This window comes from Arthrobacter sp. TmtSoilC51 (assembly GCF_055388015.1).
The window spans coordinates 2898418-2922631 of record NZ_AP035877.1 but is presented as its reverse complement, the minus strand read 5'-3'; the positions used below and the strand labels follow the sequence as shown (position 1 = coordinate 2922631).

At 62.4% G+C, this 24214-nt stretch carries 21 protein-coding genes; 15 read left to right on the top strand and 6 right to left on the bottom strand.

All coding sequences use genetic code 11. The annotated features are described in order from the left end of the window. The first annotated feature begins 18 nt into the window (after positions 1-18). The 15 genes from ACZ5G6_RS13305 (at position 19) to ACZ5G6_RS13235 (ending at position 15976) form a co-directional block, all read left to right on the top strand. Positions 19-798 (top strand): trans-aconitate 2-methyltransferase, encoded by a 780-nt coding sequence (locus tag ACZ5G6_RS13305; protein WP_223932888.1) that lies wholly within the window; start codon positions 19-21, stop codon positions 796-798. A gap of 175 nt (positions 799-973) precedes the next feature. Further along, the gene (locus ACZ5G6_RS13300) at positions 974-1354 is read left to right on the top strand and encodes a GntR family transcriptional regulator (protein WP_223932887.1); all 381 of its coding nucleotides are present in this window, start codon (positions 974-976) and stop codon (positions 1352-1354) included. A gap of 65 nt (positions 1355-1419) precedes the next feature. Beyond that, positions 1420-4347 (top strand): excinuclease ABC subunit UvrA, encoded by a 2928-nt coding sequence (gene uvrA, locus ACZ5G6_RS13295; RefSeq protein ID WP_498685910.1) that lies wholly within the window; start codon positions 1420-1422, stop codon positions 4345-4347. A 110-nt stretch (positions 4348-4457) separates the two neighbouring features. Further along, the gene (locus tag ACZ5G6_RS13290) at positions 4458-5174 is read left to right on the top strand and encodes an HAD hydrolase-like protein (RefSeq protein WP_498685909.1); all 717 of its coding nucleotides are present in this window, start codon (positions 4458-4460) and stop codon (positions 5172-5174) included. After that, a complete protein-coding gene (locus ACZ5G6_RS13285; RefSeq protein WP_223932884.1) occupies positions 5161-5829 on the top strand; it encodes a lysophospholipid acyltransferase family protein in 669 nt (222 codons plus the stop codon). Before ACZ5G6_RS13290 ends, ACZ5G6_RS13285 begins: the two co-directional genes overlap by 14 nt. 43 nt (positions 5830-5872) lie before the next feature. Next, the gene (gene uvrC, locus ACZ5G6_RS13280; protein ID WP_498685908.1) at positions 5873-7894 is read left to right on the top strand and encodes an excinuclease ABC subunit UvrC; all 2022 of its coding nucleotides are present in this window, start codon (positions 5873-5875) and stop codon (positions 7892-7894) included. Between the two features lie 86 nt (positions 7895-7980). Then, positions 7981-8904, top strand: a complete 924-nt coding sequence (rapZ, locus tag ACZ5G6_RS13275; RefSeq protein ID WP_223932882.1) for an RNase adapter RapZ — start codon at positions 7981-7983, stop codon at positions 8902-8904. Next, the gene (locus ACZ5G6_RS13270) at positions 8904-9920 is read left to right on the top strand and encodes a gluconeogenesis factor YvcK family protein (protein ID WP_223932881.1); all 1017 of its coding nucleotides are present in this window, start codon (positions 8904-8906) and stop codon (positions 9918-9920) included. Before rapZ ends, ACZ5G6_RS13270 begins: the two co-directional genes overlap by 1 nt. 13 nt (positions 9921-9933) lie before the next feature. Continuing rightward, on the top strand, positions 9934-10914 hold the full coding sequence (gene whiA, locus ACZ5G6_RS13265) for a DNA-binding protein WhiA (RefSeq protein WP_018777554.1): 981 nt from the start codon (positions 9934-9936) through the stop codon (positions 10912-10914). A gap of 175 nt (positions 10915-11089) precedes the next feature. Beyond that, positions 11090-11713, top strand: coding sequence for a superoxide dismutase (locus ACZ5G6_RS13260; RefSeq protein WP_223932880.1), 624 nt, complete (start codon positions 11090-11092; stop codon positions 11711-11713). 270 nt (positions 11714-11983) lie between these two features. After that, positions 11984-12994 (top strand): type I glyceraldehyde-3-phosphate dehydrogenase, encoded by a 1011-nt coding sequence (gene gap / locus ACZ5G6_RS13255; RefSeq protein WP_223932879.1) that lies wholly within the window; start codon positions 11984-11986, stop codon positions 12992-12994. A 9-nt stretch (positions 12995-13003) separates the two neighbouring features. After that, positions 13004-14230, top strand: coding sequence for a phosphoglycerate kinase (locus ACZ5G6_RS13250; RefSeq protein ID WP_223932878.1), 1227 nt, complete (start codon positions 13004-13006; stop codon positions 14228-14230). 74 nt (positions 14231-14304) lie between these two features. Beyond that, complete coding sequence (tpiA, locus tag ACZ5G6_RS13245) at positions 14305-15120, top strand: triose-phosphate isomerase (protein ID WP_223932877.1); 816 nt, start codon at positions 14305-14307, stop codon at positions 15118-15120. 36 nt (positions 15121-15156) lie between these two features. Beyond that, entirely contained in the window at positions 15157-15414 is a 258-nt protein-coding gene (gene secG, locus ACZ5G6_RS13240) for a preprotein translocase subunit SecG (protein WP_216925786.1), read from the top strand. A gap of 166 nt (positions 15415-15580) precedes the next feature. Then, positions 15581-15976 carry an RNA polymerase-binding protein RbpA gene (locus ACZ5G6_RS13235; RefSeq protein ID WP_223932876.1) on the top strand — a complete coding sequence of 132 codons (396 nt, stop codon included), beginning with the start codon at positions 15581-15583 and terminating at the stop codon, positions 15974-15976. Here the strand turns inward: ACZ5G6_RS13235 and pgl are convergent. The 6 genes from pgl to tkt are packed head-to-tail and all read right to left on the bottom strand — an operon-like array spanning position 15929 to position 24152. Further along, a complete protein-coding gene (pgl, locus tag ACZ5G6_RS13230; RefSeq protein WP_498685907.1) occupies positions 15929-16747 on the bottom strand; it encodes a 6-phosphogluconolactonase in 819 nt (272 codons plus the stop codon). The two genes, ACZ5G6_RS13235 and pgl, sit on opposite strands and share 48 nt — an antisense overlap. Continuing rightward, positions 16737-17678, bottom strand: coding sequence for a glucose-6-phosphate dehydrogenase assembly protein OpcA (locus ACZ5G6_RS13225; protein ID WP_223932874.1), 942 nt, complete (start codon positions 17676-17678; stop codon positions 16737-16739). The genes pgl and ACZ5G6_RS13225 overlap by 11 nt, the downstream gene beginning before the upstream one ends. After that, positions 17675-19231: a glucose-6-phosphate dehydrogenase gene (zwf, locus tag ACZ5G6_RS13220; RefSeq protein WP_498685906.1), complete on the bottom strand. Its 1557-nt coding sequence runs from the start codon at positions 19229-19231 to the stop codon at positions 17675-17677. Before zwf ends, ACZ5G6_RS13225 begins: the two co-directional genes overlap by 4 nt. 15 nt (positions 19232-19246) lie before the next feature. Then, positions 19247-20878, bottom strand: coding sequence for a phosphoglucose isomerase-related protein (locus ACZ5G6_RS13215; RefSeq protein WP_498685905.1), 1632 nt, complete (start codon positions 20876-20878; stop codon positions 19247-19249). Positions 20879-20884: 6 nt separating this feature from the next. Then, the gene (tal, locus tag ACZ5G6_RS13210; protein ID WP_223932871.1) at positions 20885-22003 is read right to left on the bottom strand and encodes a transaldolase; all 1119 of its coding nucleotides are present in this window, start codon (positions 22001-22003) and stop codon (positions 20885-20887) included. A gap of 22 nt (positions 22004-22025) precedes the next feature. Then, complete coding sequence (gene tkt, locus ACZ5G6_RS13205; protein ID WP_223932870.1) at positions 22026-24152, bottom strand: transketolase; 2127 nt, start codon at positions 24150-24152, stop codon at positions 22026-22028. Between the last annotated feature and the right edge of the window lie 62 nt (positions 24153-24214).

Below are 24214 nucleotides of genomic sequence, written 5' to 3'. Positions count from 1 at the left end.
AAACGCAAGGAGGGTTATATGAGGTGGGATCCGTCCAAGTATGTGGAGTTTGGCAATCACAGGGATAGGCCCTTCCACGACCTCGTGGGCAGGGTTCAGGCCCGGGGTCCGCGGAAAGTGGTGGACCTTGGATGCGGCCCTGGGAACCTCACCGCGACTCTGGCAGTCCGCTGGCCTGGCGCCCGCATCGTCGGCCTGGACTCCTCAGCGGAGATGCTTGCGAAGGCAGCCAGCCAGGCCCTGCAATTTGCCAACCTGGAATTCGAAAAGGCTGATATCGCCAGCTGGCAGCCCGACCAGGAGACAGACGTCGTGGTCACCAATGCCGCACTCCAGTGGGTTCCAAAGCATCAGGACATGCTCGCTGGGTGGTTGCGTGGCCTTAAACCGGGTGCGTGGTTCGCGCTGCAGGTACCGGGAAACTTCACTTCCCCTTCGCATGCGTTGATGAGGGAGCTCGCCGAGTCACCCAAGTGGTCCTCCCGCCTTGGCGGTGTTCTTCGGCATGATGGCGTTGTGGGTAGTCCTGCGGATTACCTGGGGATCATGCTCGACGCCGGTTGTGCCGCTGACGCTTGGGAAACTACCTACCAGCAGGTACTACCGGGCAAGGATCCGGTCCTTGAATGGGTGCGTGGCACCGGACTGCGGCCGGTGCTTGCAGCTTTGCCTCCAGGGGATGCCGCCGACTTCGAGAAGGAATACTCTGCTTTGCTGCGGGAGGCTTATCCGGCGACGAGACACGGAACAGTGTTCCCGTTCCGCCGTATCTTCGCAGTGGCCCGGAAAGACACATGAGTGGCCCGGAAAGACACATGAGCGGGCGGGACCCGTTGGGACGCGTAGCAATCAAGTTTCCAGCCCTCGGTGGCTTGTACCCTTTCCGCGTCGCTGGTCTAATTCTCGACATGGACCAAGGACGCTTCATTGAGCTAACCCCCGGATTGGTGCCGGCACCTGGCCGGTGTTCGCGATGACTGCCATGGACGGGTTTCCTGGCAGTTGGCGCCCCAACACCAGCAGCGGAGTGGCCCTTTTTGAGCAATTAAGGCTGCGCATCATCGAACTGGCAGACTCCGGGGTCCTCGCAGTTGGAGCAAAACTTCCGCCGGTCCGGAACCTGGCTGGCGTGCTGGACGTGGCCCCGCATACGGTGGCCAGGGCTTATAAGGAGCTGGAGGTTGCGGGCGTAGTCGCCACGAGGGGCCGCAACGGCACCATAGTCTGCGCGCGGGATGACCGCTGGGGTGCGCTGGCCGAAGTTGCCGGCCAGTATGCCGCTGCGGCCAAGGCCCAAGGAGCCTCTTTCGCGGAGGCTGTACAGCTTCTTGCCGCCGCTTATGACGCCGATTGATACCGATCAGTAGTGTGTGAGGCACGACATGGAAATTCGAAGAAGTTTTCGATTAGCATTGGTAGGTGCCCAAAGCCTTAGCTGAAGATGCAGCCATCGATGCCCTGAAGAGCGTATCCGCCGTTCCCGACACCAAGCCCACCAGGCCGGACTTGTCCCGGCTCGTCGTCAAGGGTGCACGGGAACACAACCTGCGCAATGTAGATCTGGACCTGCCCAGGGACGCGATGATCGTGTTCACAGGCCTCTCGGGTTCAGGCAAGTCCTCCCTTGCATTCGATACGATCTTCGCCGAGGGGCAGCGGCGGTACGTGGAATCGCTGTCCGCCTATGCCCGACAGTTCCTGGGCCAGGTGGATAAGCCGGACGTGGACTTCATTGAGGGCCTGTCGCCGGCAGTGTCGATCGACCAGAAGTCCACCAGCAAGAACCCTCGTTCCACAGTGGGCACCATCACCGAAATTTACGACTATATGCGTCTGCTCTGGGCGCGTGTGGGCCGTCCGCACTGCCCTGTCTGTGGCGAACCCATTGCCCGGCAGACCCCACAGCAAATTGTTGACCAGCTGTTGGAACTGGAAAAGGGCACGCGCTTCCAGGTCCTCGCTCCCGTGGTACGCGGCCGCAAGGGCGAGTTCGTGGACCTCTTCAAGGAACTGACCGCCAAGGGATATTCGCGTGCGCGGGTGGATGGCGAACTGGTCCAGCTCAGCGAGCCTCCCAAGCTCGGCAAGCAGTTCAAGCACACCATCGAGGTAGTGGTGGACCGCCTGGTGGTCAAGGAAGACATCAGCCAGCGGCTCACGGATTCCATTGAAACGGCACTGGGGTTGGCGGAAGGCCGGGTACTGATCGAATTCGTGGACGTTGATGCCGGGGACCCCGCACGCATCCGCGCTTTCTCCGAGAACCTCGCATGCCCCAACGAGCATCCACTGGCAATTGATGAAATCGAGCCCCGGTCCTTCTCGTTCAACAACCCCTTCGGCGCCTGCTCCGCGTGCAGTGGAATTGGGACCAGGCTTGAAGTGGACGAGGAACTGATTGTTCCCAATCCTGAGCTTTCCCTGGCACAGGGTGCTATCGCTCCATGGTCGCTGGGCACCGCCACCACTGAGTACTGGAACCGTCTCCTGGAGGGCTTGGCCCATGAGCTCGGCTTCTCCATGGACACATCGTGGGAGAAACTGCCCAAGGATGTCCGGAACACTGTGCTGCACGGCAAGGACCACAAGGTCGTCGTCCAGTATCGGAACCGGTTCGGGCGCGAACGCAAGTACAGCACCGGCTTTGAAGGTGCCATCCAGTATGTGCACCGCAAGCACGGAGAAACTGACTCGGATTGGGCCCGGGACAGGTACGAAGAGTACATGCGTCAGATTCCCTGCCCCGAGTGCAACGGCGCGCGACTCAACCCAGCTTCGTTGTCGGTTCTGATCAATGGAAAGTCGATCGCTGAAGTAGCGGCCCTTCCCATGCGTGAATGTGCAGCGTTCCTGGGTAGTCTGACCTTGACGGACCGCGAGGCACAGATTGCCCACCAGGTCCTGAAGGAAATCCAGGCCCGCCTGACGTTCCTTCTGGACGTGGGGCTTGAATACCTGAACCTGGAACGGCCTTCCGGTACGTTGTCCGGCGGCGAAGCCCAGCGTATCCGCCTTGCCACGCAAATTGGTTCCGGTCTGGTGGGAGTGCTCTACGTCCTGGACGAGCCGTCCATCGGCCTTCACCAACGCGATAACCGCCGGTTGATCGAGACGCTCACCCGCCTGCGGGACCTCGGCAACACCCTGATTGTGGTGGAACATGACGAGGACACCATTCATGAGGCGGACTGGGTGGTTGACATTGGACCTGGCGCCGGCGAGCACGGCGGCCAGGTGGTGCATTCCGGTACATACAAGGAGCTCCTGGAAAACAAGGACTCCCTTACCGGCGACTACCTGTCCGGGCGCCGCAAGATCGACATCCCGGCCAAGCGCCGCAAATATGACAAGAAGCGTGAACTAAAGGTCATCGGTGCCAGGGAAAACAACCTGGACAACGTGGATGCCACCTTCCCGCTGGGGCTGTTTACGGCCGTGACCGGCGTCAGTGGTTCGGGCAAATCCACGTTGGTGAACGAGATCCTTTACAAGGTCCTTGCCAACAAGCTCAACGGCGCCAAGCAGGTGGCAGGCCGTCACCGGAGCGTGAACGGGCTCGAGCACCTGGATAAGGTGGTCCACGTAGACCAGAGCCCCATCGGACGCACGCCGCGCTCCAACCCGGCAACCTATACAGGCGTGTTCGATAACATCCGAAAACTGTTTGCTGAAACCACTGAAGCAAAAGTCCGTGGCTACCAGCCCGGCCGCTTCTCGTTCAACGTCAAGGGTGGGCGCTGCGAAGCGTGCTCCGGCGACGGCACGTTGAAGATCGAAATGAACTTCCTGCCGGACGTCTATGTTCCCTGCGAGGTGTGCCACGGCGCCCGGTACAACCGGGAAACCCTTGAAGTGCATTACAAGGGAAAGACCATCGCCGACGTCCTTAACATGCCTATTGAGGAAGGTGCGGAATTCTTTGCCGCATTCACCCCGATAGCAAGGCATCTGAACACCTTGGTGGATGTAGGCCTTGGCTATGTCAGGCTCGGCCAGCCAGCTACAACGCTCTCCGGTGGTGAAGCACAACGCGTGAAGTTGGCCGCCGAACTGCAGAAGAGGTCCAACGGTCGCAGCATCTATGTTCTGGACGAGCCCACCACGGGCCTGCACTTCGAGGACATCCGGAAGCTACTTATGGTTCTGCAGGGGCTGGTGGACAAGGGCAACACTGTGATCACCATCGAGCACAACCTGGACGTCATCAAGTCTGCGGACTGGATTGTGGATCTGGGACCGAACGGTGGTTCAGGCGGAGGAAAGATCGTCGCCACCGGCACACCTGAGCAGGTCGCCAAGTCCACTGACAGCCACACCGCAACGTTCCTTGCGGAAATTCTGGGCTAACGGCTCGACTGCTCGGGAAACGCCCAAAGAAATATCTTCAGGACGACCGAAGTATTCCGGTAGCGGCATGCGAGTTTCAGGCATGCCGCTACTCGTGAGAAACTAACCCGGTGACTCAAACAACGGTGCCCGTAATTTTCGATCTGGACGGCACCCTTGTCGATCCAGCCGGTGGTATCACGGGAGGAATATCCGCAGCCCTGCGCGAAATGGGCCTCCCAGTTCCGGAACAGGCCTTGCTGAATGCCATGGTTGGCCCCAAGCTCAGCGACGCATTGCTGCATTTGGCGGATGTGCCCACGGAATTGGTCGATGAAACCATTTCCCGCTACCGGCGGCATTACAAGGAAACCGGTATTGGCCAGAGTAAGTTGTATCCGGGAATCTTCGACCTCCTTGAATTCTTCGCCGAAACAGGACGGGCCGTTGCCGTAGCAACCCAGAAGCCGCAAGGTATTGCCCGGGTAGTCCTTGAGCATCACGGTATTTCGGATTTCTTTGTATCCATTCGAGGAGCTGCTGACGATGAGTCGCTGGCGGCCAATTCTGCTTCCGGCAAGATCGAGATTGTTGGCGCAGCCTTGGCGGACCTCCACTCGCAGCCCGCAGTGATGGTAGGGGACCGGCACCAGGACGTCGCCGGTGCGATGGCCAACGGACTGGATTGCATTGGTGTTCGCTGGGGCTTCGCCCCCGACGGCGAGTTGGAGGATGCCGGCGCGGTGGCCGTGGTTGGCACTGCCCTTGAATTGCGAACCAAGATTGAAGAACTTGACGCTGTCCGCGCGGCAGCCCTGAGCGAGGTACAAAACGATGGCAGTCTTTGATGCGATCCGCTGGACTACCCGTGGACTGATCTCCACCACGTGCCGGCCTACGGTCATTGGACTGGAGAACGTGCCCAAAGAAGGCCCGTTCATCGTGGCGCCCAACCATCTCTCTTTCCTGGACAGCGTCATTGTGCAGGCGCTCATGCCGCGTCCGGTTGCGTTCTTCGCCAAAGCGGAATACTTCACCACGAAAGGCGTCAAAGGCGCTGTGATGAAGTCCTTCTTCGAAGCCGTCGGTTCCATCCCGGTGGAACGCGGTGAGCAGGCAGCAAGCGTGCAGGCGCTCAAGACCCTCCTGGACATCCTGGAGGCCGGAAAAGGCATTGGCATCTACCCTGAGGGCACCCGGTCCCGCGACGGCATCCTTTACCGCGGCCGGACCGGCGTGGGTTGGTTGGCGCTCACCACTGGTGCACCAGTGATCCCCGTGGGGCTTATAGGCACAGAGAAACTACAGCCCGCGGATAAGAACGCGGTCCGTCCCCAGCACTTCACTATGAAAGTTGGCGAGCCGCTCTACTTCGACAAGACGGGCCCGGACCATTCCCTCCCTGCGCGCCGGCAGGTTACGGACAAGATCATGGATGCCATCGCTGCCCTGAGCGGACAGGAACGTTCCACGAGCTACAACCAGAGCAAGTCGGTGGACTGAGCGACTGGCGTTGGCTGTCGGTCCTGTTCACTAGACTGGAATCGTGGCAAATCCAGCAAGTTACCGGCCCCAGACGGGTGAAATTCCCACCACGCCGGGCGTCTACCGTTTCCGCGACCCCCACGGTCGCGTCATCTACGTGGGCAAAGCCAAGAACCTCCGCTCCAGGCTGAATTCCTACTTTGCGAATCCCTCCGGGCTGCTACCCAAGACGCATGCGATGGTGCATGCCGCGAGCAGCGTGGAGTGGACCGTGGTGGGCAGCGAGCTGGAGTCGCTACAGCTGGAGTACACCTGGATCAAGGAATTCAAGCCGCGCTTCAATGTGGTCTTCCGGGACGACAAGACGTATCCCTACCTGGCCGTCACCATGGGGGAGAAGTACCCCAGGGTGCAGGTCATGCGTGGCGAGCGGAAGAAGGGCACGAGGTATTTTGGCCCCTACACCGCGGGCGCCATCCGGGAAACGATGGACACGCTCCTTCGCGTGTTCCCCGTGCGCAGTTGCAGTGCGGGCGTCTTGAAGCGGGCGCAAGCCAGCGGGCGCCCGTGCCTCTTGGGCTACATCGACAAATGCGCGGCACCCTGTGTTGGCCGCGTGACGCCGGAGGAGCACCGCCAACTGGCGGAGGACTTCTGCGCCTTCATGGGCGGCGAGGCCAAGCGCTTCATCGGCCGGCTTGAAAAGGATATGGCGGCTGCCGTCGCGGAACTCGACTACGAGCGCGCCGCGGGGCTCAGGGACGACATCATCGCTCTGCGCAAGGTCTTTGAGCGCAACGCCGTTGTCCTTGCGGAGGATACGGACGCCGACGTCTTCGCTCTGCATGAAGACGAGCTCGAGGCCTCGGTGCAGGTTTTCCACGTCCGTGGCGGGCGGGTCCGTGGGCAGCGTGGTTGGGTGGTGGAGAAAGTCGAAGACGCCACGACGCCGGAACTCATCGAGCACCTGCTGCAGCAGGTCTACGGGGAAGACAGCGAGGTCCAGGGCCGCATCCCGCGGGAAGTACTGGTCCCGGAGAACCCGAGCAACCACGCCGAACTCAGCGAATGGCTGGGCGGGCTCCGTGGGGCCAAGGTGGATATCCGCGTACCCCAACGTGGTGACAAGGCTGCGCTTATGTCCACGGTCCGGGAGAACGCCGAGCAAGCGCTGAAGCTGCACAAGACCCGCCGCGCCGGGGATATCACCGTCCGCTCGCTGGCCCTTCAGGAGCTTCAGGAGGCCCTTGAGCTTCCGGTGCCGCTGCTCCGGATCGAGTGTTTCGATATTTCACATGTCCAGGGGACCAACGTCGTGGCGTCCATGGTGGTGGTAGAAGACGGCTTGCCCAAGAAATCCGATTACCGCAAGTTTTCCATCACGGGAGCAGCGGCAGCGGATGACACAGCCGCCATGCATGATGTCCTCACGCGCCGCTTCCGCCATTACTTGACGGACAAGGCCGCCCAGGTGCCTGTCTCCGGCGAAATCATCAATCCAACGCGTGTGGGCACCGCCGCAGCTCCCAACGGGACTGAAGCGCCGCCGTCGGACCCCACCATGCCGGCCCCCAAGGCCAAGTTTGCGTACCCGCCCAACCTGGTTGTGGTGGACGGTGGCCAGCCACAGGTCAATGCCGCAGCCCGTGCGTTGGCGGAGTTGGGCATCGACGACGTCTATGTGGTTGGCCTGGCAAAGCGCCTCGAAGAAGTCTGGCTGCCCAACAGCGACTTCCCGGTGATCCTTCCCCGGACTTCGCAAGGCTTGTATCTGCTGCAGCGTATCCGCGATGAAGCCCACCGCTTCGCCATCACCTTCCATCGGCAAAAGCGGGGCAAGGCCATGACGGTCTCAGCCCTGGACGGCGTTCCGGGCCTGGGAGAGGCCAAACGCAAGGCCCTGGTGGCGCATTTTGGCTCCCTCAAGAAGATCAAGGCGGCCAGCGTGGAGGAACTTACCTCCGCCAAGGGCATCGGTCCGGCATTGGCAGCTGCCGTCGTGCAGCATCTGGGATCCAGCGAAGACGCAGGTGAAGCCGCTCCCGCCGTGAACATGACCACCGGCGAAATCCTCGAATCTTAGCTAGGGTAAGAACTTGACCGGTGGCCGCGACTGCGATGCCACCGGTCAGGCTGTAACAACCACTTCCAAGGAAACGGGGACCACTGATGGATGAGGCAACGGCAGGAGCCGGCGCGGAGCAGGACGGACTGACGCCCGTCAAGCCACCGGAGGCGGAACTGCTGGTGGTTACCGGCATGTCGGGGGCGGGTCGTAGTACCGCTTCGGACGCGTTGGAGGACCACGGTTGGTACGTTGTGGACAACCTTCCTCCGCAGATGCTTGGCACTTTGGCGGAAATCGTCTCGCACGCGCCAAAATCCATCCCTAAGCTGGCCGTAGTTGTGGACGTTAGAAGCAAGGACCTCTTCACCGACATCCAGACAGCCCTGGGCGCCTTGAGCGCCACAGGCATCACCTTCCGGGTACTGTTCCTCGATGCCAGCGACGAAGTCCTGGTCCGCCGGTTCGAACAAGGCCGGCGCCCTCATCCGCTGCAGGGCGGGGGACGGATCCTTGACGGAATCGGCATTGAGCGGGAGGTCTTGCGCGAACTCCGGGAGCATGCCGACGTTGTATTGGACACCAGTGAATTCAACGTGCACGGGCTTGCAACAGCGATCACTGAATTGTTCAGCGATACCGGACCTGTGACGCTCCGGCTGAACGTCATGAGTTTTGGATTCAAGTACGGTTTGCCTGTAGACGCAAACTTCGTTGCCGACGCCCGTTTCATTCCCAACCCGCACTGGGTTCCGCAGCTTCGTCCCCACACAGGACTGGATGAGGACGTCAGCGATTATGTGCTCACAGCCGATGGGGTCCAGGAGTTTGTTGACCGTTACGTCAAGGCCCTGGAGCCGGTTCTGGACGGCTACCGCCAGGAAAACAAGCACTACGCCACACTGGCCGTGGGGTGCACCGGTGGCAAGCACCGTTCGGTAGCAGTCGCCGTCGAACTCTCCAAGCGCCTTGCCCAGTATCCGCGCGTTACGGTCACAACATCCCACCGCGACCTGGGGCGTGAGTAATGGGAGTCCTGACGGGCCCGTTGCCGCTGATCCCGCCCAAAGGCGTTCCGGGAAGCCAGCAACACAAAAGTCCTTCCGTGGTTGCGCTCGGAGGCGGACACGGCCTTGCGGCCTCGCTCTCCGCCCTTCGTTTGTTGACGTCGGAACTGACGGCCATCGTCACAGTAGCTGACGACGGCGGCTCCTCCGGGCGCCTCCGGGACGAGTACGGTGTCCTCCCGCCCGGCGACTTGCGGATGGCACTGAGTGCGCTCTGCGACGACACCGACTGGGGGCGGACATGGCGGGACGTCATGCAGCACCGCTTCAATGCGGGCACCGCCAAGGGCGGCTCGCTGGATCATCACGCCATGGGCAACCTGCTCATCGTCACGCTCTGGGAGCTGCTGGGGGATACCGTGGCCGGCCTCAAATGGGCCGGAGCGTTACTGGGGGCGCGGGGCCAAGTACTGCCGATGTCCAGTGTTCCTTTGACCATTGAAGGCCAAGCCCGGGTGGAGCTGCCCGGCGGAGGGCATGAACTGCAGACTGTCAGTGGCCAGGCGAAGTGCGCAGTTGCGGGAAAACTCGAGGAAGTGCGGCTGCTGCCCGAGGATGCACGCGCGTGCACCGAGGCCCTCACAGCGATCGAGCTCGCCGATTGGGTCATCCTCGGACCGGGATCCTGGTACACGTCTGTATTGCCCCATTTGTTGCTGCCGGAGCTTCGCCAGGCCCTGGGCGATACCGCAGCCAAACGCTGCCTCACCATGAACCTTGACGTCGAAACCAAGGAAACGTCCGGCATGACGGCGGCGGACCACTTGGATGTCCTGCGGCGCTACGCACCGGAGTTCAGCGTCGACGTCGTACTCGCCGACCCCGCTGCGATCCAGGACCTCAAGGCCTTTGAGAAGGCGGCGGGGATGATCGGTGCGGAAGTGGTGTTGGGTAGAGTAGGGGCTTCGAGGCGCCGCCCCGTCCATGATCCACTGCTCTTGGCAGCGGCGTACCACGATATCTTCGGGAACAGTTAGGAATACATACGCGATGGCACTTACCGCGTCGGTCAAGGACGAACTGTCCCGGCTGGACATCAAGAAATCTTCAGTCCGTAAAGCTGAGGTTTCGGCGATGCTCCGCTTTGCAGGCGGCCTGCATATTATTTCGGGACGAATCGTCATCGAAGCCGAGGTGGACCTGGCCTCGACTGCCCGGCGCCTGCGCGCCGCGATTGCCGAGGTTTACGGACACCAGAGCGAGATCATCGTGGTCTCCGGCGGCGGCCTGCGCCGGGGAAGCCGCTACGTGGTCCGTGTCGTCCGCGACGGCGAGGCACTGGCCCGGCAAACAGGACTTCTGGATGGTCGTGGGCGCCCGGTTCGTGGCCTGCCTTCCGTGGTGGTCAACGGGTCCGCGGCAGATGCTGAAGCCGTGTGGCGCGGAGCTTTCCTGGCTCATGGATCCCTCACTGAACCAGGACGTTCCTCGTCCCTGGAAGTAACCTGCCCAGGGCCCGAGTCTGCGCTGGCACTCGTAGGTGCTGCCCGCCGGCTGGGCATACAGGCCAAGGCCCGCGAAGTCCGCGGGGTGGACCGCGTGGTTATCCGCGACGGTGACACCATCGCGGCGCTCCTTACGCGGATGGGCGCACACGACGCCCTGATGGTCTGGGAGGAGCGGCGCATGCGCAAGGAAGTCCGGGCAACTGCCAACAGGCTGGCCAACTTTGACGACGCCAACCTGCGCCGTTCGGCGCAGGCTGCCGTAGCGGCAGGCGCCAGGGTGGACCGCGCGCTTGAAATTCTTGGCGACGACGTTCCGGATCACCTGAAGTACGCAGGGGAGCTTCGGGTCGCCCACAAGCAGGCAAGCCTGGACGAACTGGGCCGCCTTGCCGATCCTCCCATGACCAAGGACGCCATTGCGGGCCGGATCCGTCGCTTGCTCGCGATGGCCGACAAGCGCGCGCTGGATCTCGGAATTCCGGGTACTGAGGCAAATGTGACTCCGGAAATGATGGACGAGTAGTTCCCGCCCATAGAATCGAGAGCGTGCGGAGGAAATACTGCGAGGCGGCGGCGGGTTGTTCCCGGTGGCGGCAGGAGCAGGCTTCTTCCCCAAGGATTTCCGGCTGGCCTGCCGGCCGGATGAACACAACGAGAGTTACCAAACCGGACTTCGGTCCATTACATTGGAGGATTTCGTGACAGAGTACGTTCTGCCCGAGCTCGGCTACGACTACGCAGCACTTGAGCCGCACATTTCGGCAAAAATCATGGAGCTGCACCACAGCAAGCACCACGCTGCCTACGTTGCAGGCGCCAACAACGCCCTCAAGCAGCTCGCAGAAGCCCGCGAAACGGGTGACTTCGCCAACATCAACCGCCTCTCCAAGGACCTTGCGTTCCACACCGGCGGCCACATCAACCACTCCGTGTTCTGGAACAACATCTCCCCGGACGGCGGCGACAAGCCTGAAGGCGAACTCGCAGCCGCCATCGAGGACGCCTTCGGTTCGTTCGACGCTTTCCGTGCCCAGTTCACCGCTGCTGCACTCGGCCTGCAGGGTTCCGGCTGGGCCTTCCTGGCCTACGAGCCCATCGGTGGCAACCTGGTCATCGAGCAGCTCTACGATCAGCAGGGCAACGTCGCCGTTGGCACTACTCCGCTGCTCATGCTGGACATGTGGGAGCACGCGTTCTACCTGGACTACGTCAACGTCAAGGCTGACTACGTCAAGGCATTCTGGAACATCGCCAACTGGGCAGACGTCGCCAAGCGCTTCGAAGCAGCCCGCGCCAACGCCACGGGCCTCATTGTTCTGTAGCTGGTGAGCCCCGGTTCACGCTGATGTAACAAAAGTCACATTATCGGCGAAAAGGGACCAAATACTGAAAAGCCTGCCCCCGCAGTTGCGGGGGCAGGCTTAGTTAAACGTAAGATGGGTCACGGAAGGCGGTTAGCCTTCAGCAACGTGGCTGGTCGCCCTCCGATCTGATAATCACCTCTGCCCAATGACGTGCGGGGTCTGTTAGTTGGAAATATTGATCCGACTCACTAGGCGTGCTTGCAAGAGCACCAAGGAGATTGACACACAGTGACCACCCGTATTGGTATCAACGGCTTCGGCCGCATCGGCCGCAACTACTTCCGCGCAGCACTGGCCCAGGGCGCAGACCTTGAGATCGTCGCAGTCAACGACCTCACCAGCCCCGAGACCCTCGCCCACCTCCTGAAGTACGACTCCGTCGGTGGCCGTCTGACCCAGTCCGTGGAGGTCAAAGAAGGCAACCTGGTTGTCAACGGCGAGTCCATCACCGTGCTTGCTGAACGCGATCCCGCAAACCTTCCCTGGGCCGAGCTCGGTGTCGACATCGTTATCGAATCCACCGGTTTCTTCACCAAGGCGGCAGCTGCGCAGAAGCACATCGACGCCGGCGCCAAGAAGGTCCTGATCTCGGCACCTGCAAGCGACGAGGACATCACCATCGTCATGGGTGTCAACCACGAGCTCTACGACCCCGCGGCGCACCACATCATCTCCAACGCATCCTGCACCACCAACTGCCTTGGCCCCCTGGCAAAGGTAGTCAACGACGCCTTCGGCATCGAGCGTGGACTCATGACCACGGTTCACGCCTACACGGCAGACCAGAACCTGCAGGACGGCCCCCACAGCGATCTCCGCCGTGCCCGCGCTGCTGCCATCAACATGGTTCCTACCTCCACCGGTGCCGCCAAGGCCATCGGCCTGGTCCTGCCGGAGCTCAAGGGCAAGCTGGATGGCTACGCGATCCGCGTTCCCGTCCCCACCGGTTCGGCCACTGACCTCACGGTCACTGTTTCCCGCGAAGTTACGGTCGAGGAAGTCAACGCCGCTGTCAAGGCTGCCGCTGAGTCCGATCAGTTCGCCGGCATCCTGAGCTACACGGATGCACCCATCGTCTCCTCGGACATCGTGGGCGACCCCGCTTCCTCGATCTTCGACTCCGGCCTGACCAAGGTCATCGGCAACCAGGTCAAGGTTGTTTCCTGGTATGACAACGAGTGGGGCTACTCCAACCGCCTCGTGGACCTTACGGAGCTCGTCGCATCCAAGCTGGGCTAGGGTAGACACATGACATCTCACACCCTCAACGAACTCATCGCTGAAGGTGTCCGCGGGCGGTACATTCTGGTCAGAAGTGACCTTAATGTGCCGCTCGACGGCTCTACAGTGACCGACGACGGCCGCATCAAGGCCTCCCTCCCGGTCCTTAAGAAGCTCTCGGACGCCGGTGCCCGTGTGCTCGTAACCGCCCACCTCGGCCGCCCCAAGGGCGCTCCGGAGGAAAAGTACTCGCTGAAGCCCGCTGCAGCCCGCCTCGGCGAACTCGCGGACTTTAACGTCCAATTGGCTGCTGATACCGTTGGCGACTCCGCCAAGGAGCTGGCAGCTGCACTGCAGGATGGCGACGTACTCGTTCTCGAAAACGTGCGATTCGACCCCCGCGAGACCAGCAAGGACGACGCCGAGCGTGGCGCTTTCGCTGACGAGCTGGTTGCCTTGACTGGTGACAACGGCGCCTTCGTGGACGACGCCTTCGGCGCAGTCCACCGCAAGCACGCCAGCGTCTACGACGTCGCAACGCGCCTGCCGTCCTACCTCGGCGATCTGGTGCACACCGAAGTGGAAGTCCTGCGGAAGCTTACCGCCGACACCCAGCGGCCTTACGTCGTTGTCCTGGGCGGGTCCAAAGTCTCCGACAAGCTGGCAGTCATCGACAACCTGCTTGGCAAGGCGGACACCATCCTGGTTGGTGGCGGCATGCTGTTCACCTTCCTGGCAGCAGAAGGCCACAAGGTAGCTGGGAGCCTTCTGGAAGAGGACCAGATTCCTGTGGTGCAGGACTACCTCAAGCGCGCGGCCGACGCCGGAACTTCGTTCGTGATCCCCACGGACGTCGTCGTGGCCAGCCGTTTCGCAGCGGATGCCGAACACGAAGTTGTCCGTGCGGATGCCATTGAGGAGAGCTCCTTTGGTGCCTCCGGCATTGGCCTGGACATTGGCCCTGAATCCGCGTCCGCTTTTGCAGCGCAGATCGAAGGAGCCAAGACTGTCTTCTGGAACGGCCCCATGGGCGTCTTTGAATTCGAGGCGTTCTCCAGCGGCACCCGAGCCATCGCCCAAGCCCTGACTGACACCGTAGCCTTCACCGTGGTGGGTGGCGGCGACTCAGCCGCAGCAGTACGGACCCTAGGCTTCGAAGATTCCCAGTTTGGCCACATCTCCACCGGTGGCGGCGCCAGCCTGGAATACCTCGAAGGCAAGGAACTTCCCGGCCTCAGCGTCCTGGACCGCTAAACAGCAATCCAGCCGGCAGGACGCCCACGCGTCCTGCCGGCTGTTCCATATATCAACGCATTCTTGGAGTTCATGTGACTACCTCTGCCAACGGCAACTTTGTCCGAAAGCCCTTCATCGCAGGCAACTGGAAGATGAACATGGACCACGTCCAGGGCATCACCCTGCTACAGAAGCTTGCCTGGACCCTCTCGGACGCTAAGCATGATTACAACCGTGTCGAGGTTGCCGTCTTCCCGCCTTTCACTGATCTCCGCGGCGTACAGACGCTTGTCCAGGGCGACGAACTTGACGTCGTTTATGGCGGCCAGGACCTGTCCCAGTTTGACTCCGGAGCATTTACCGGCGACATCTCCGGTCAGTTCCTCAGCAAATTGGGCTGCGCCTACGTCCTGGTGGGGCACAGCGAACGCCGCACCATCCACAACGAATCCGATGACGTCCTGAACGCCAAGGTCAAAGCCGCGTTCCGTCACGGTGTCACACCGGTCCTCTGTGTCGGTGAAGGCCTCGAGATCCGTCAAGCGGGAACGCACGTGGAGCACACGCTGGCCCAGTTGCGGGCCGGCGTCGAAGGTCTCACGCCGGAGCAGGCCGCTGAGCTCGTGGTCGCCTATGAGCCCGTGTGGGCTATCGGAACCGGTGAAGTTGCAGGTCCGGAAGATGCGCAGGAAATGTGTGCCGCCATCCGCGCCGAACTTGCAAAGCTCTTCGACGAAGGCGTCGCTGAAAAGACGCGCCTTCTGTATGGAGGTTCCGTCAAGGCAAACAACGCTGCCGCGATCATGGCGGAAAACGATGTTGATGGCCTGCTTGTGGGTGGCGCCAGCCTGGACCCCGCCGAGTTTGCTAACATTGTCAGGTTCGAGAGCCACCTCGTCACGGACTAGTCCGGCTCCCGATTTCCGCTTCTTCGAAAGGCCGTCGTGGACGTTCTTCATGTCATTCTGCAGATCCTGCTGGGCGTTACCAGCCTTCTGCTGACGCTGCTCATTCTTCTCCACAAGGGACGTGGAGGCGGTTTGTCCGACATGTTCGGTGGAGGAATGAGTTCCGGATTGAGCTCGTCCGGCGTCGCTGAGCGGAACCTGAACCGCTTCACCATCATTCTTGGCGTCACGTGGGGAGTTGTCATCATCGGCCTGGGCCTGATCATGCGCTTCACTTCGGGTGGCGATTCCTAGGCATTCGCGAGGGAGGCTCCTTCGCTTTGGAGCCTCCCCAACACTTCTGAATCAATCGGCACCAAACACTAGTGCCGCCGTCGTACCCCTCGCATTAGACTGGGCCTGTCGGCCGTAAGGCCTACGGGCCGTGACGGCCAACCACCGAGTCGCTAGGGGTTCGAAAATGGTTCATGGCACGCCTGGTTACCGGGGCACCCGCGTTGGTGTAGCACTGGGATCTGCTCCGAGAAATCAAAGCGACCACGGCGATGGAGAACAACTGCCGCGTATTCGTGTCCCCTATTGGTGCGCCAAGGGACACGAGACGCGGCTTGTTTTTCTTAAACTGCCGGACGAACAAATACCCAGGAATTGGGACTGTCCCAAGTGCGGCCTCCCCGCGTCGAGAGATCCAGGCCAGGTTCCGGAAACCCGGCCGGAAGACGAGCTCTTCAAGTCCCACCTGGATTACGTTAAAGAACGACGCTCCAGCCAAGACGCAGAAATTGTCCTGGCTGGAGCGTTGGAGCGGTTACGCGCCCGCGGGGTCCTTCCGGACCAACTGCTGGGGGACACGTGACGCAGCGTTTTCGTCGATGAGCCAAAGAGTCCTGGAGCGCCCAACAGGTCCGGCTGCGGGGACCTGAACGGGGTTGGCACCTGCCAAGGCAAGGCCCACGGCGCCGGCCTTGTCTTCACCCGCTACCACCATCCAGATCTCCTGCGCCGTATTGATGGCGGGCAGGGTCAAGGAAACGCGCGACGGCGGTGGCTTGGGTGAGTTTTCGACGCCGACCACTGTGCGGTTCTTCTCCCTGATGGCTGCCTGCTCCGGGAAGAGGGAAGCTACATGGGCGTCGGGACCTACACCGAGTAGGAGTACGTCGAAGCGAGGCAACACTCCAGGGTTCTCCGGCCGGTCATCTGACATGTCAGCGGCATGCTCTGCCTCTGCTGCTGCCTTGAGCTCTTCAGCGTAGGCTGCAGCGGCTTCCTCCGCGGTGGCGAACTGGTCTGCCGAACCCGGCTCGTGGACCCGGGCAGGGTCAACTGGAAGGTGTGCTAGCAGGGCCTGGTACGCCTGTCGGGTATTGCGGTCGTCACTGTCTGCCGCAACAAAGCGCTCATCACCCCACCAGAAGTTCACCTTCGACCAGTCGACAGCTGGTGCCGCCGCAGAGTCTGCCACCGCCTTCAGGGTTCCAATCCCGACAGTTCCTCCTGTCAGGACTACCGTGGCCTCGCCGTGCTTGTCCTGGACATCCACAAGCTTGGTGATAAGGCGGGCCGCAATGGCTGCCATGAGCACCTTGGAATCGGGGTGGATGCTTACTCTGGGCTCAGCGTGCACTGGTCTGGACTCTCCTCTGACTGGTTAATGGCAGTCCCATCGTAATCACTTCTCCGAAGACTTCGTCGGGGTCGAGCCGGCGGAGTTCCTCGGCGAGGCAGTCCTTGAGGCTGCGCCGGGGGAGCGTGATGCGCTGTGCGGGCTGCCCCGGCTGCGTCAGTTCAGCCACGGACAGACCGGGGCGGAAGAGCTGGACGTCGCCGCTGGCGCGGGTCAGGCGGACGCGCCGGATGCCAGTGCCGGCAGGGTCTGCAACGATCGTCACGGGCGCCTGGAGGGCCAAGCTCAGCCATGCTGCAAGGAGCAGTGTACTGGGAGAGTCCGAGGCACCTTCAACAGCGACGGCGGAGACGGGGTCACCATCAACTTGGTCGAACACAGCGGCAAGCTGCATGCGCCAGTTCGTCAATCGGGTCCAAGCGAGGTCGGTGTCGCCCGCTTTGTAGGTCTGGCGAATGTTCTCCAGTGCCTGGGCGGGATCGGGCTCGTTCGCGGAGTCGGTGATGCGGCGGTGGGCGATGCGGCCAATGGACGTCTCGCATGCGCTTTCGGGTGCTCCGTGCGGCCACCAAGCCACGATCGGAGCGTCCGGGAGCAGGAGCCCTGACACGAGGGACTCGCTTTCGTGGGCCATATGGCCGAAGCCACGCAGCACGATGACTTCGGATGCACCGGCATCGCCGCCGACGCGGATCTGCGCGTCCAGGCGGTCCGGAGCCTCTGCCCCGGCGTCGGCAAGCACGATAATGCGGCAGGGGTGTTCGCGGCTGGCCTCGTTGGCTGCCTCGATGGCGTCTTCTTCCTGGCCGGACTTGGTGACAACCACCAAAGTAAGCACTCGGCCCAACGCGATCACGCCACCCTGTTCACGCAAGGCCATGATCTTCTTGGAGATCTTGGAGGTGGTTGTGTCAGGAAGATCTACGATCATGGCCTTCTCCAGGTTCGTCCATCGCGGGCAAGGAGTTCATCGGCCGAAGCCGGCCCCCAGCTACCGGGTGCGTAGGGTTGCGGTTGTTCTTCCAGGCCCGCCCAGTACTCTTCGAACGGGTCAAGGATCTTCCAGGACAGCTCGACTTCCTGGTGGCGCGGGAAGAGCGGCGGTTCACCCAGGAGTACGTCCAGGATGAGGCGTTCGTAGGCTTCGGGGCTGGACTCGGTGAACGAGTGGCCATAGCCAAAGTCCATCGTGACGTCGCGGACTTCCATTTGCGTGCCCGGGACCTTGGACCCAAAGCGGATGGTGGCGCCTTCATCGGGCTGTACGCGGATCACCACGGCGTTCTGGCCGAAGTCATCATCGTTGTGGTCCCGGAACAACAGGTTGGGTGCACGCTTGAACACAACCGCGATTTCGGTCACGCGGCGGCCCAGACGCTTGCCGGCCCGCAGGTAGAACGGAACACCGTTCCAGCGGCGGGTGTTGATGTCCACGCGGATCGCGGCATAAGTTTCAGTCTTTGAATCGGCCGGGATGCCGTCCTCATCCAGGTAACCCAGCACTTCCTCGCCGCCCTGCCAGCCGCCGGTGAATTGCCCCCGGGCGGAATGCGTGGACAAGTCATCGGGCAGCTTGACGGCCGCGAGGACCTTTTCCTTCTCGGCGCGCAGGTCATCGGCGTTGAAGGAAATAGGCTCTTCCATTGCCGTCAACGCAAGGAGCTGCAGCAGGTGGTTCTGAATCACGTCGCGGGCCGCACCGACGCCGTCGTAGTAACCTGCACGGCCACCGGTGCCGATGTCCTCGGCCATGGTGATCTGGACGTGGTCAACGTAGTTGGCGTTCCAGAGAGGCTCGAACAACTGGTTTGCGAAGCGCAGCGCCAGGATGTTCTGCACAGTCTCCTTGCCCAGGTAATGGTCGATCCTGAATACCGCATCCTGCGGGAACACGGACTCCACGATGTCGTTGAGCTGACGGGCAGACTCGAGGTCGTGGCCGAACGGTTTCTCGATGACCACCCGGCGCCACTGCCCCGGCTTCGCCTGCGCCAGACCGTGCTTGGACAGCTGGCGACAGACCTGCTCGAACGCTTTGGGCGGGATGGAGAGGTAGAAACCGTGGTTGCCGCGCGTGCCCCGGGTCTCGTCCAGTTCGTCAAGGACGTCGCCGAGACGCTCGAAGGCGTCGTCGTCGTCGAAGTCGCCCTGCACGAACCGGATTCCGGAAGCCAGCTGTTCCCACACAGCTTCATCGAAATTGGTCCGGGCGTTGGCCTTGACGTTCTCTTTGACCTCGGCTGCGAAGTCGGCGTCGTCCCACTCACGCCGGCCGAAGCCCACCAGGGCGAAGCTCGGCGGCAGCAGGCCACGGTTCGCCAGGTCATAGACCGCGGGCATGAGTTTCTTACGGGCGAGGTCGCCGGTGACTCCGAAGAACACCAACGATGACGGCCCGGCGATGCGGTTCAGGCGCCGGTCCCGCGGATCCCGCAAGGGATTCCGCAGGCCGGCGATCTTCCTGCCGTTTTCAGTTTCTGGCATGTTTGGTTTTGTGCCTTAGCTTTCGAGTGCGCTGGCCTGGCCGGCCAGTGCAGCGACGACTTCCTGGAGCTGGGCCACGCCGGCAGCACGCTCGGTGAGGTGCAGGCGCAACACGGGACGCCCATGGCCTTCCAGGACCTGGGCATCGCCCGAGGCCTGTGCAGCAATGAGCTCCCCGAAGGTGAAGGGGCGGTCAGGGATCTCGAGATCCAAGGAGGATGCTGCCGTGATCTGAAGGAACACTCCGATAGCCGGACCGCCCTTGTGGAACTGGCCTGTGGAATGCAGGAAGCGCGGGCCCCATCCGAAAGTTACCGGACGGCCGGAGACTGCGGCGAGTTCGTCGCGGATGCCTTCAAGAGGTGCGTGGGAGATGCGGTCGAGGTAGGCCTGGACACTGAGGTAGCCATCCGTGCCGAGCTGGGCCAGAAGGGCCTGCACGGCTTCGGATGCAGTGCTGGCATTGCCCAGCCAGTCGCCGCCTCGAACTTCCACAGCGCCGTCGGTGAAGGCCGCTGGCGTGGGTTCAGGGCGGGCATCCAGCAGTCCGCGCGCGGCCACCTTGGCAGCCTCGACGTCGGGCTGGTCAAACGGGTTAATGCCCAGGAGGCGTCCTGCTACAGCGGTCGCGAATTCCCAGAGGAACATCTGGGAAGCAAGGCCACCTGCGATGGCAACTTCGTTTTCGCGAAGTTCGACGTCGGCGTCCGCACTTACCAGCCGAACCACCAGGACATCCTCGGCCCCGTTGAGGGCCTCGGGGGAATCCGGTCCTGCTACAACAGGCAACACACCTGTGCCGAGCTTGCCCGTGGATTCAGCGATGAGCTGCTCGGCCCAATCGGCGAAGCCGACGATGCCGGAACCATCCTCGGCAATAACGATCTTGTTGCGCAGCGGGTTGGTACCGCCGAGGGCAATGCCCAAAGCCAAGCCAATGTTGTCTTCGGAATCCTCATTAAGGATCTCGGCGGCCTCCTCTGCCTCGTCCAGGAAAGCCTGGATGTCGACGCCGGCCAGGCCGCAAGGGACCAGACCGAACGCGGTGAGGGCAGAGAACCGGCCCCCGACGTTGGGATCGGCGTTGAAGACGGCGCGGTAGCCTGCTTCGCGGGAAGCCTTGTCCAGCGGCGATCCCGGGTCGGTGACGATGATGATGCGGCTCTTGGCGTCGATGCCGGCGTCGTTGAACGCTTTCTCGAACACCCTGCGCTGGGAATCTGTCTCAACCGTCGAACCCGATTTGGAGGAGACGACAATTGCGGTCTCGGCCAGCCGGTCCGTCAAAGCAGCGCTTACCTGCTCAGGGTCTGTGCTGTCCAGCACAGTCAGCTCGACGCCGGCGGTGCCGGCGATGACCTCGGGAGCCAAAGAGGAGCCACCCATGCCACAAAGGACAATGCGGGAGACGCCCTCGGCGCGGAGAGCATCACGAAGTTCGAGAATGCCGTCCACCAAAGGTTGCGATACGGCGGCAGCCTCAACCCAGCCCAGACGGATGGCCGATTCGGACTCCGCTTCAGGACCCCACAGTGTGTGGTCCTTGGCGAAAATCCTCGTGGCGACGTGGTCGTCTACAAGGCTGGAGATGTTCTGGGCGATGGCCTGCTGCGCGGCACCGCTGGCGTCGTAGCTGATTGTGCTCATTGTGGGTTAGGAAGCCTTCCGTGCGGTGGCGAGGGCGCCTTCGACGTCGGCCAGGAGTTCCTTCCAGCTGGCCACGAACTTCTCGAGGCCTTCGGACTCGAGCAGCGCTACGACGTCATTGTAGGAAACACCGAGTGCCTCCAGGGCGTTGAGGGTCTCGTTGGCGTCTTCGTACGTGCCGGTGATGGTGTCGCCGGTGACCACGCCGTGGTCAAACGTAGCGTCAAGCGTCTTCTCCGGCATGGTGTTGACCACGCCGGCAGCGACGAGTTCCGTCACGTACAGGGTGTCAGGGTAGGCCGGGTCCTTGACGCCAGTGGACGCCCACAGCGGACGCTGGGGGAGGGCGCCGGCTTCGGACAGCACGGCCCAGCGCTCGGTGGAGAACAGCTCTTCGTAGACCTGGTAGGCCAGGCGTGCATTAGCGACGCCAGCCTTGCCCTTGAGCGCCTTGGCTTCATCGGTGCCGATGGCGTTCAGGCGCTTGTCGATCTCGGAGTCCACGCGGGAGACGAAGAACGAAGCCACGGAGTGGATCTTGGAGAGGTCGTGGCCGTTGTCCTTGGCCTGCTCCAGGCCGGACTGGAAGGCGTTGATGACGGCGCGGTACCGCTCCAGGGAGAAGATCAGGGTCACGTTGACGCTGATGCCCTCGGCCAGGGTTGCCGTGATGGCCTCCAGGCCTTCCAGGGTTGCCGGGATCTTGATGTGGACGTTGTCCTTGTTGACCTTGCCGTAAAGGTGCTTGGCCTCAGCAATGGTGGCCTCGGTGTCCCAAGCAAGGCGGGGATCCACCTCGATGGACACGCGGCCGTCCACACCGTTGGTGGCCGCAGCGATCGGTGCGAAAAGATCGCAGGCATCGGCGACATCGGTGGTGGTGATCTCGAAGATGGTCTCTTCGACGCTGGCACCGGCTGCGGCCTGGGCGGCGATCGTGGCGTCATAGTCCGTGCCGGTGGTGATGGCGGCGTGGAAGATGGACGGGTTGGTGGTCACACCGACGACGTTCTTTTCGTCGATGAGCTTCTGCAGCGTGCCCGTCTCCAGGCGGTTGCGGGAAAGGTCATCGAGCCAGATGGAAACGCCGGCGTCGGAGAGCTGCTGCGTGGGGGTGCTGGTCATTGTTTTCTCCTTGATAGAGGTATCAGGCGCTCAGGCCTGCGAGGGAGTCTTTTGCGGCGGCGGCAACGGCTTCGGCCGTGATGCCGAATTCCTGGAACAACCGCTTGTAGTCTGCCGAGGCACCGAAGTGCTCAAGGGAGACCGAACGGCCGGCGTCACCGACGAATTCCTTCCAGCCCAGTGCAAGGCCGGCTTCGACGGAAACGCGTGCCTTCACATCCGTGGGGAGCACGGACTCGCGGTAGGCCTCGTCCTGTTTGTTGAACCATTCCACGCACGGCATGGAAACAACGCGGGTGGCGATGCCTTCAGCCTGGAGTGCTTCGCGGGCTGCAACAGCGAGCTGGACCTCGGAGCCGGTGCCGATCAGGATGACCTGGGCGTCAACGGTTTCGCCGTCCTTGGAAGCCTCGGCCAGGACGTAACCGCCCTTGGCCACACCAGCGGTGGAACCAAAGGTGTCGCCCGCTGCAGTGCCTTCGCCGCGGGCGTAGGTGGGGATGTTCTGTCGGGTCAGCACAATGCCGGCAGGGTTCTCGTGGTTCTCCAACATGGCCTTCCATGCCGCGGAGACCTCGTTGGCGTCGCCGGGGCGGACCACGTCCAAGCCGGGGATGGCGCGCAGGGATGCGAGCTGTTCCACCGGCTGGTGCGTGGGTCCGTCTTCGCCGAGGCCGATGGAGTCGTGCGTCCACACGTACAGGGACGGAACGCCCATCAGGGCACCCAGGCGGATGGCCGGGCGCTGGTAGTCGGAGAAGATCAGGAACGTGCCCGAGAAAGCACGGGTGCGGCCGTGCAGGGAGATGCCGTTCACGATCGAGGCGGCTGCGTGCTCGCGGATACCGAAGTGCAGAACGCGGCCGTAGGGGTTGCCCTTCCAGGCTTCGGTGGAACGCGAGGCCGGAATGAACGAGGGCGAGCCTTCGATGGTGGTGTTGTTGGACTCGGCGAGGTCGGCGGAACCGCCCCAGAGCTCCGGCAGGACGGGTCCGATGGCGTTGAGGACCTTGCCCGAGGCCGCACGGGTGGAAACGTCCTTGCCGGCTTCGAATACGGGGAGAGCGGCGTCGATGCCGACGGGAAGCTTCTTGGCTTCGACACGCTCAAGCAGGGCAGCGGCGTCCGGGTTGGCGGACTGCCAGGCCTCGAACGAGCTCTGCCATGCGGCGCGGGACTCGGCGCCGCGGTCAAGGACCTTGCGGGCGTGCGCCAGGACCTCTTCGTCAACGTCGAAGGACTTGGCCGGGTCGAAACCGAGCACGGTCTTCAGTGCGGCAACTTCCTCGGCACCCAGGGCAGAACCGTGGATCTTGCCGGTGTTCTGCTTCTTCGGGGCCGGGTAGCCAATGATGGTGCGCAGCGAAATGATCGACGGCTTGTTCGTCTCTGCCTTCGCTGCGAGGAGTGCGGAGTAGAGCTCCTGGACGTCTTCGACGTAGTCGCCGGTCTTGGTCCAGTCAACGCGCTGGGTGTGCCAGCCGTAAGCCTCGTAGCGCTTCAGGACATCCTCGGTGAAAGCGATGTCGGTGTCGTCCTCGATGGAGATGTGGTTCTCGTCGTAGATCACCACGAGGTTGCCCAGTTCCTGGTGGCCTGCCAACGAGGACGCCTCGGACGTCACGCCTTCCTGCAGGTCGCCGTCGGAAGCGATAACCCAGATCGTGTGGTCGAACGGCGACTCGCCGGCGGGAGCATCGGCGTCGAACAGGCCGCGCTGGCGACGCTGGGAGTAAGCGAAACCGACAGCCGACGCAAGACCCTGGCCCAGCGGGCCGGTGGTGATTTCCACGCCGGCGGTGTGCTTGTACTCGGGGTGGCCCGGAGTCAGCGAACCCCAGGTACGCAGAGCCTCAAGATCCTTCAGTTCCAGGCCGTATCCGGAGAGGAACAGCTGAATGTAGAGGGTCAATGAGGTGTGTCCCGGGGACAGGACAAACCGGTCACGGCCAATCCAGTCAGGGTTCTTCGGGTCATGGCGCATCAGCTTCTGGAACAGCAGGTACGCTGCCGGTGCCAAGCTCATTGCCGTGCCGGGGTGGCCATTTCCAACCTTCTCCACGGCGTCGGCGGCCAACACGCGGACGGTGTCAACAGCCTTCTGGTCCAGATCGGTCCATGACAGTTCTTGCTCTTCCAAATGTGGCACGAAAACCGAGCCCCTCTCTGTGCTGACGGCAGGCGGAAGGACACGGCGCGCAGGAAGCACAG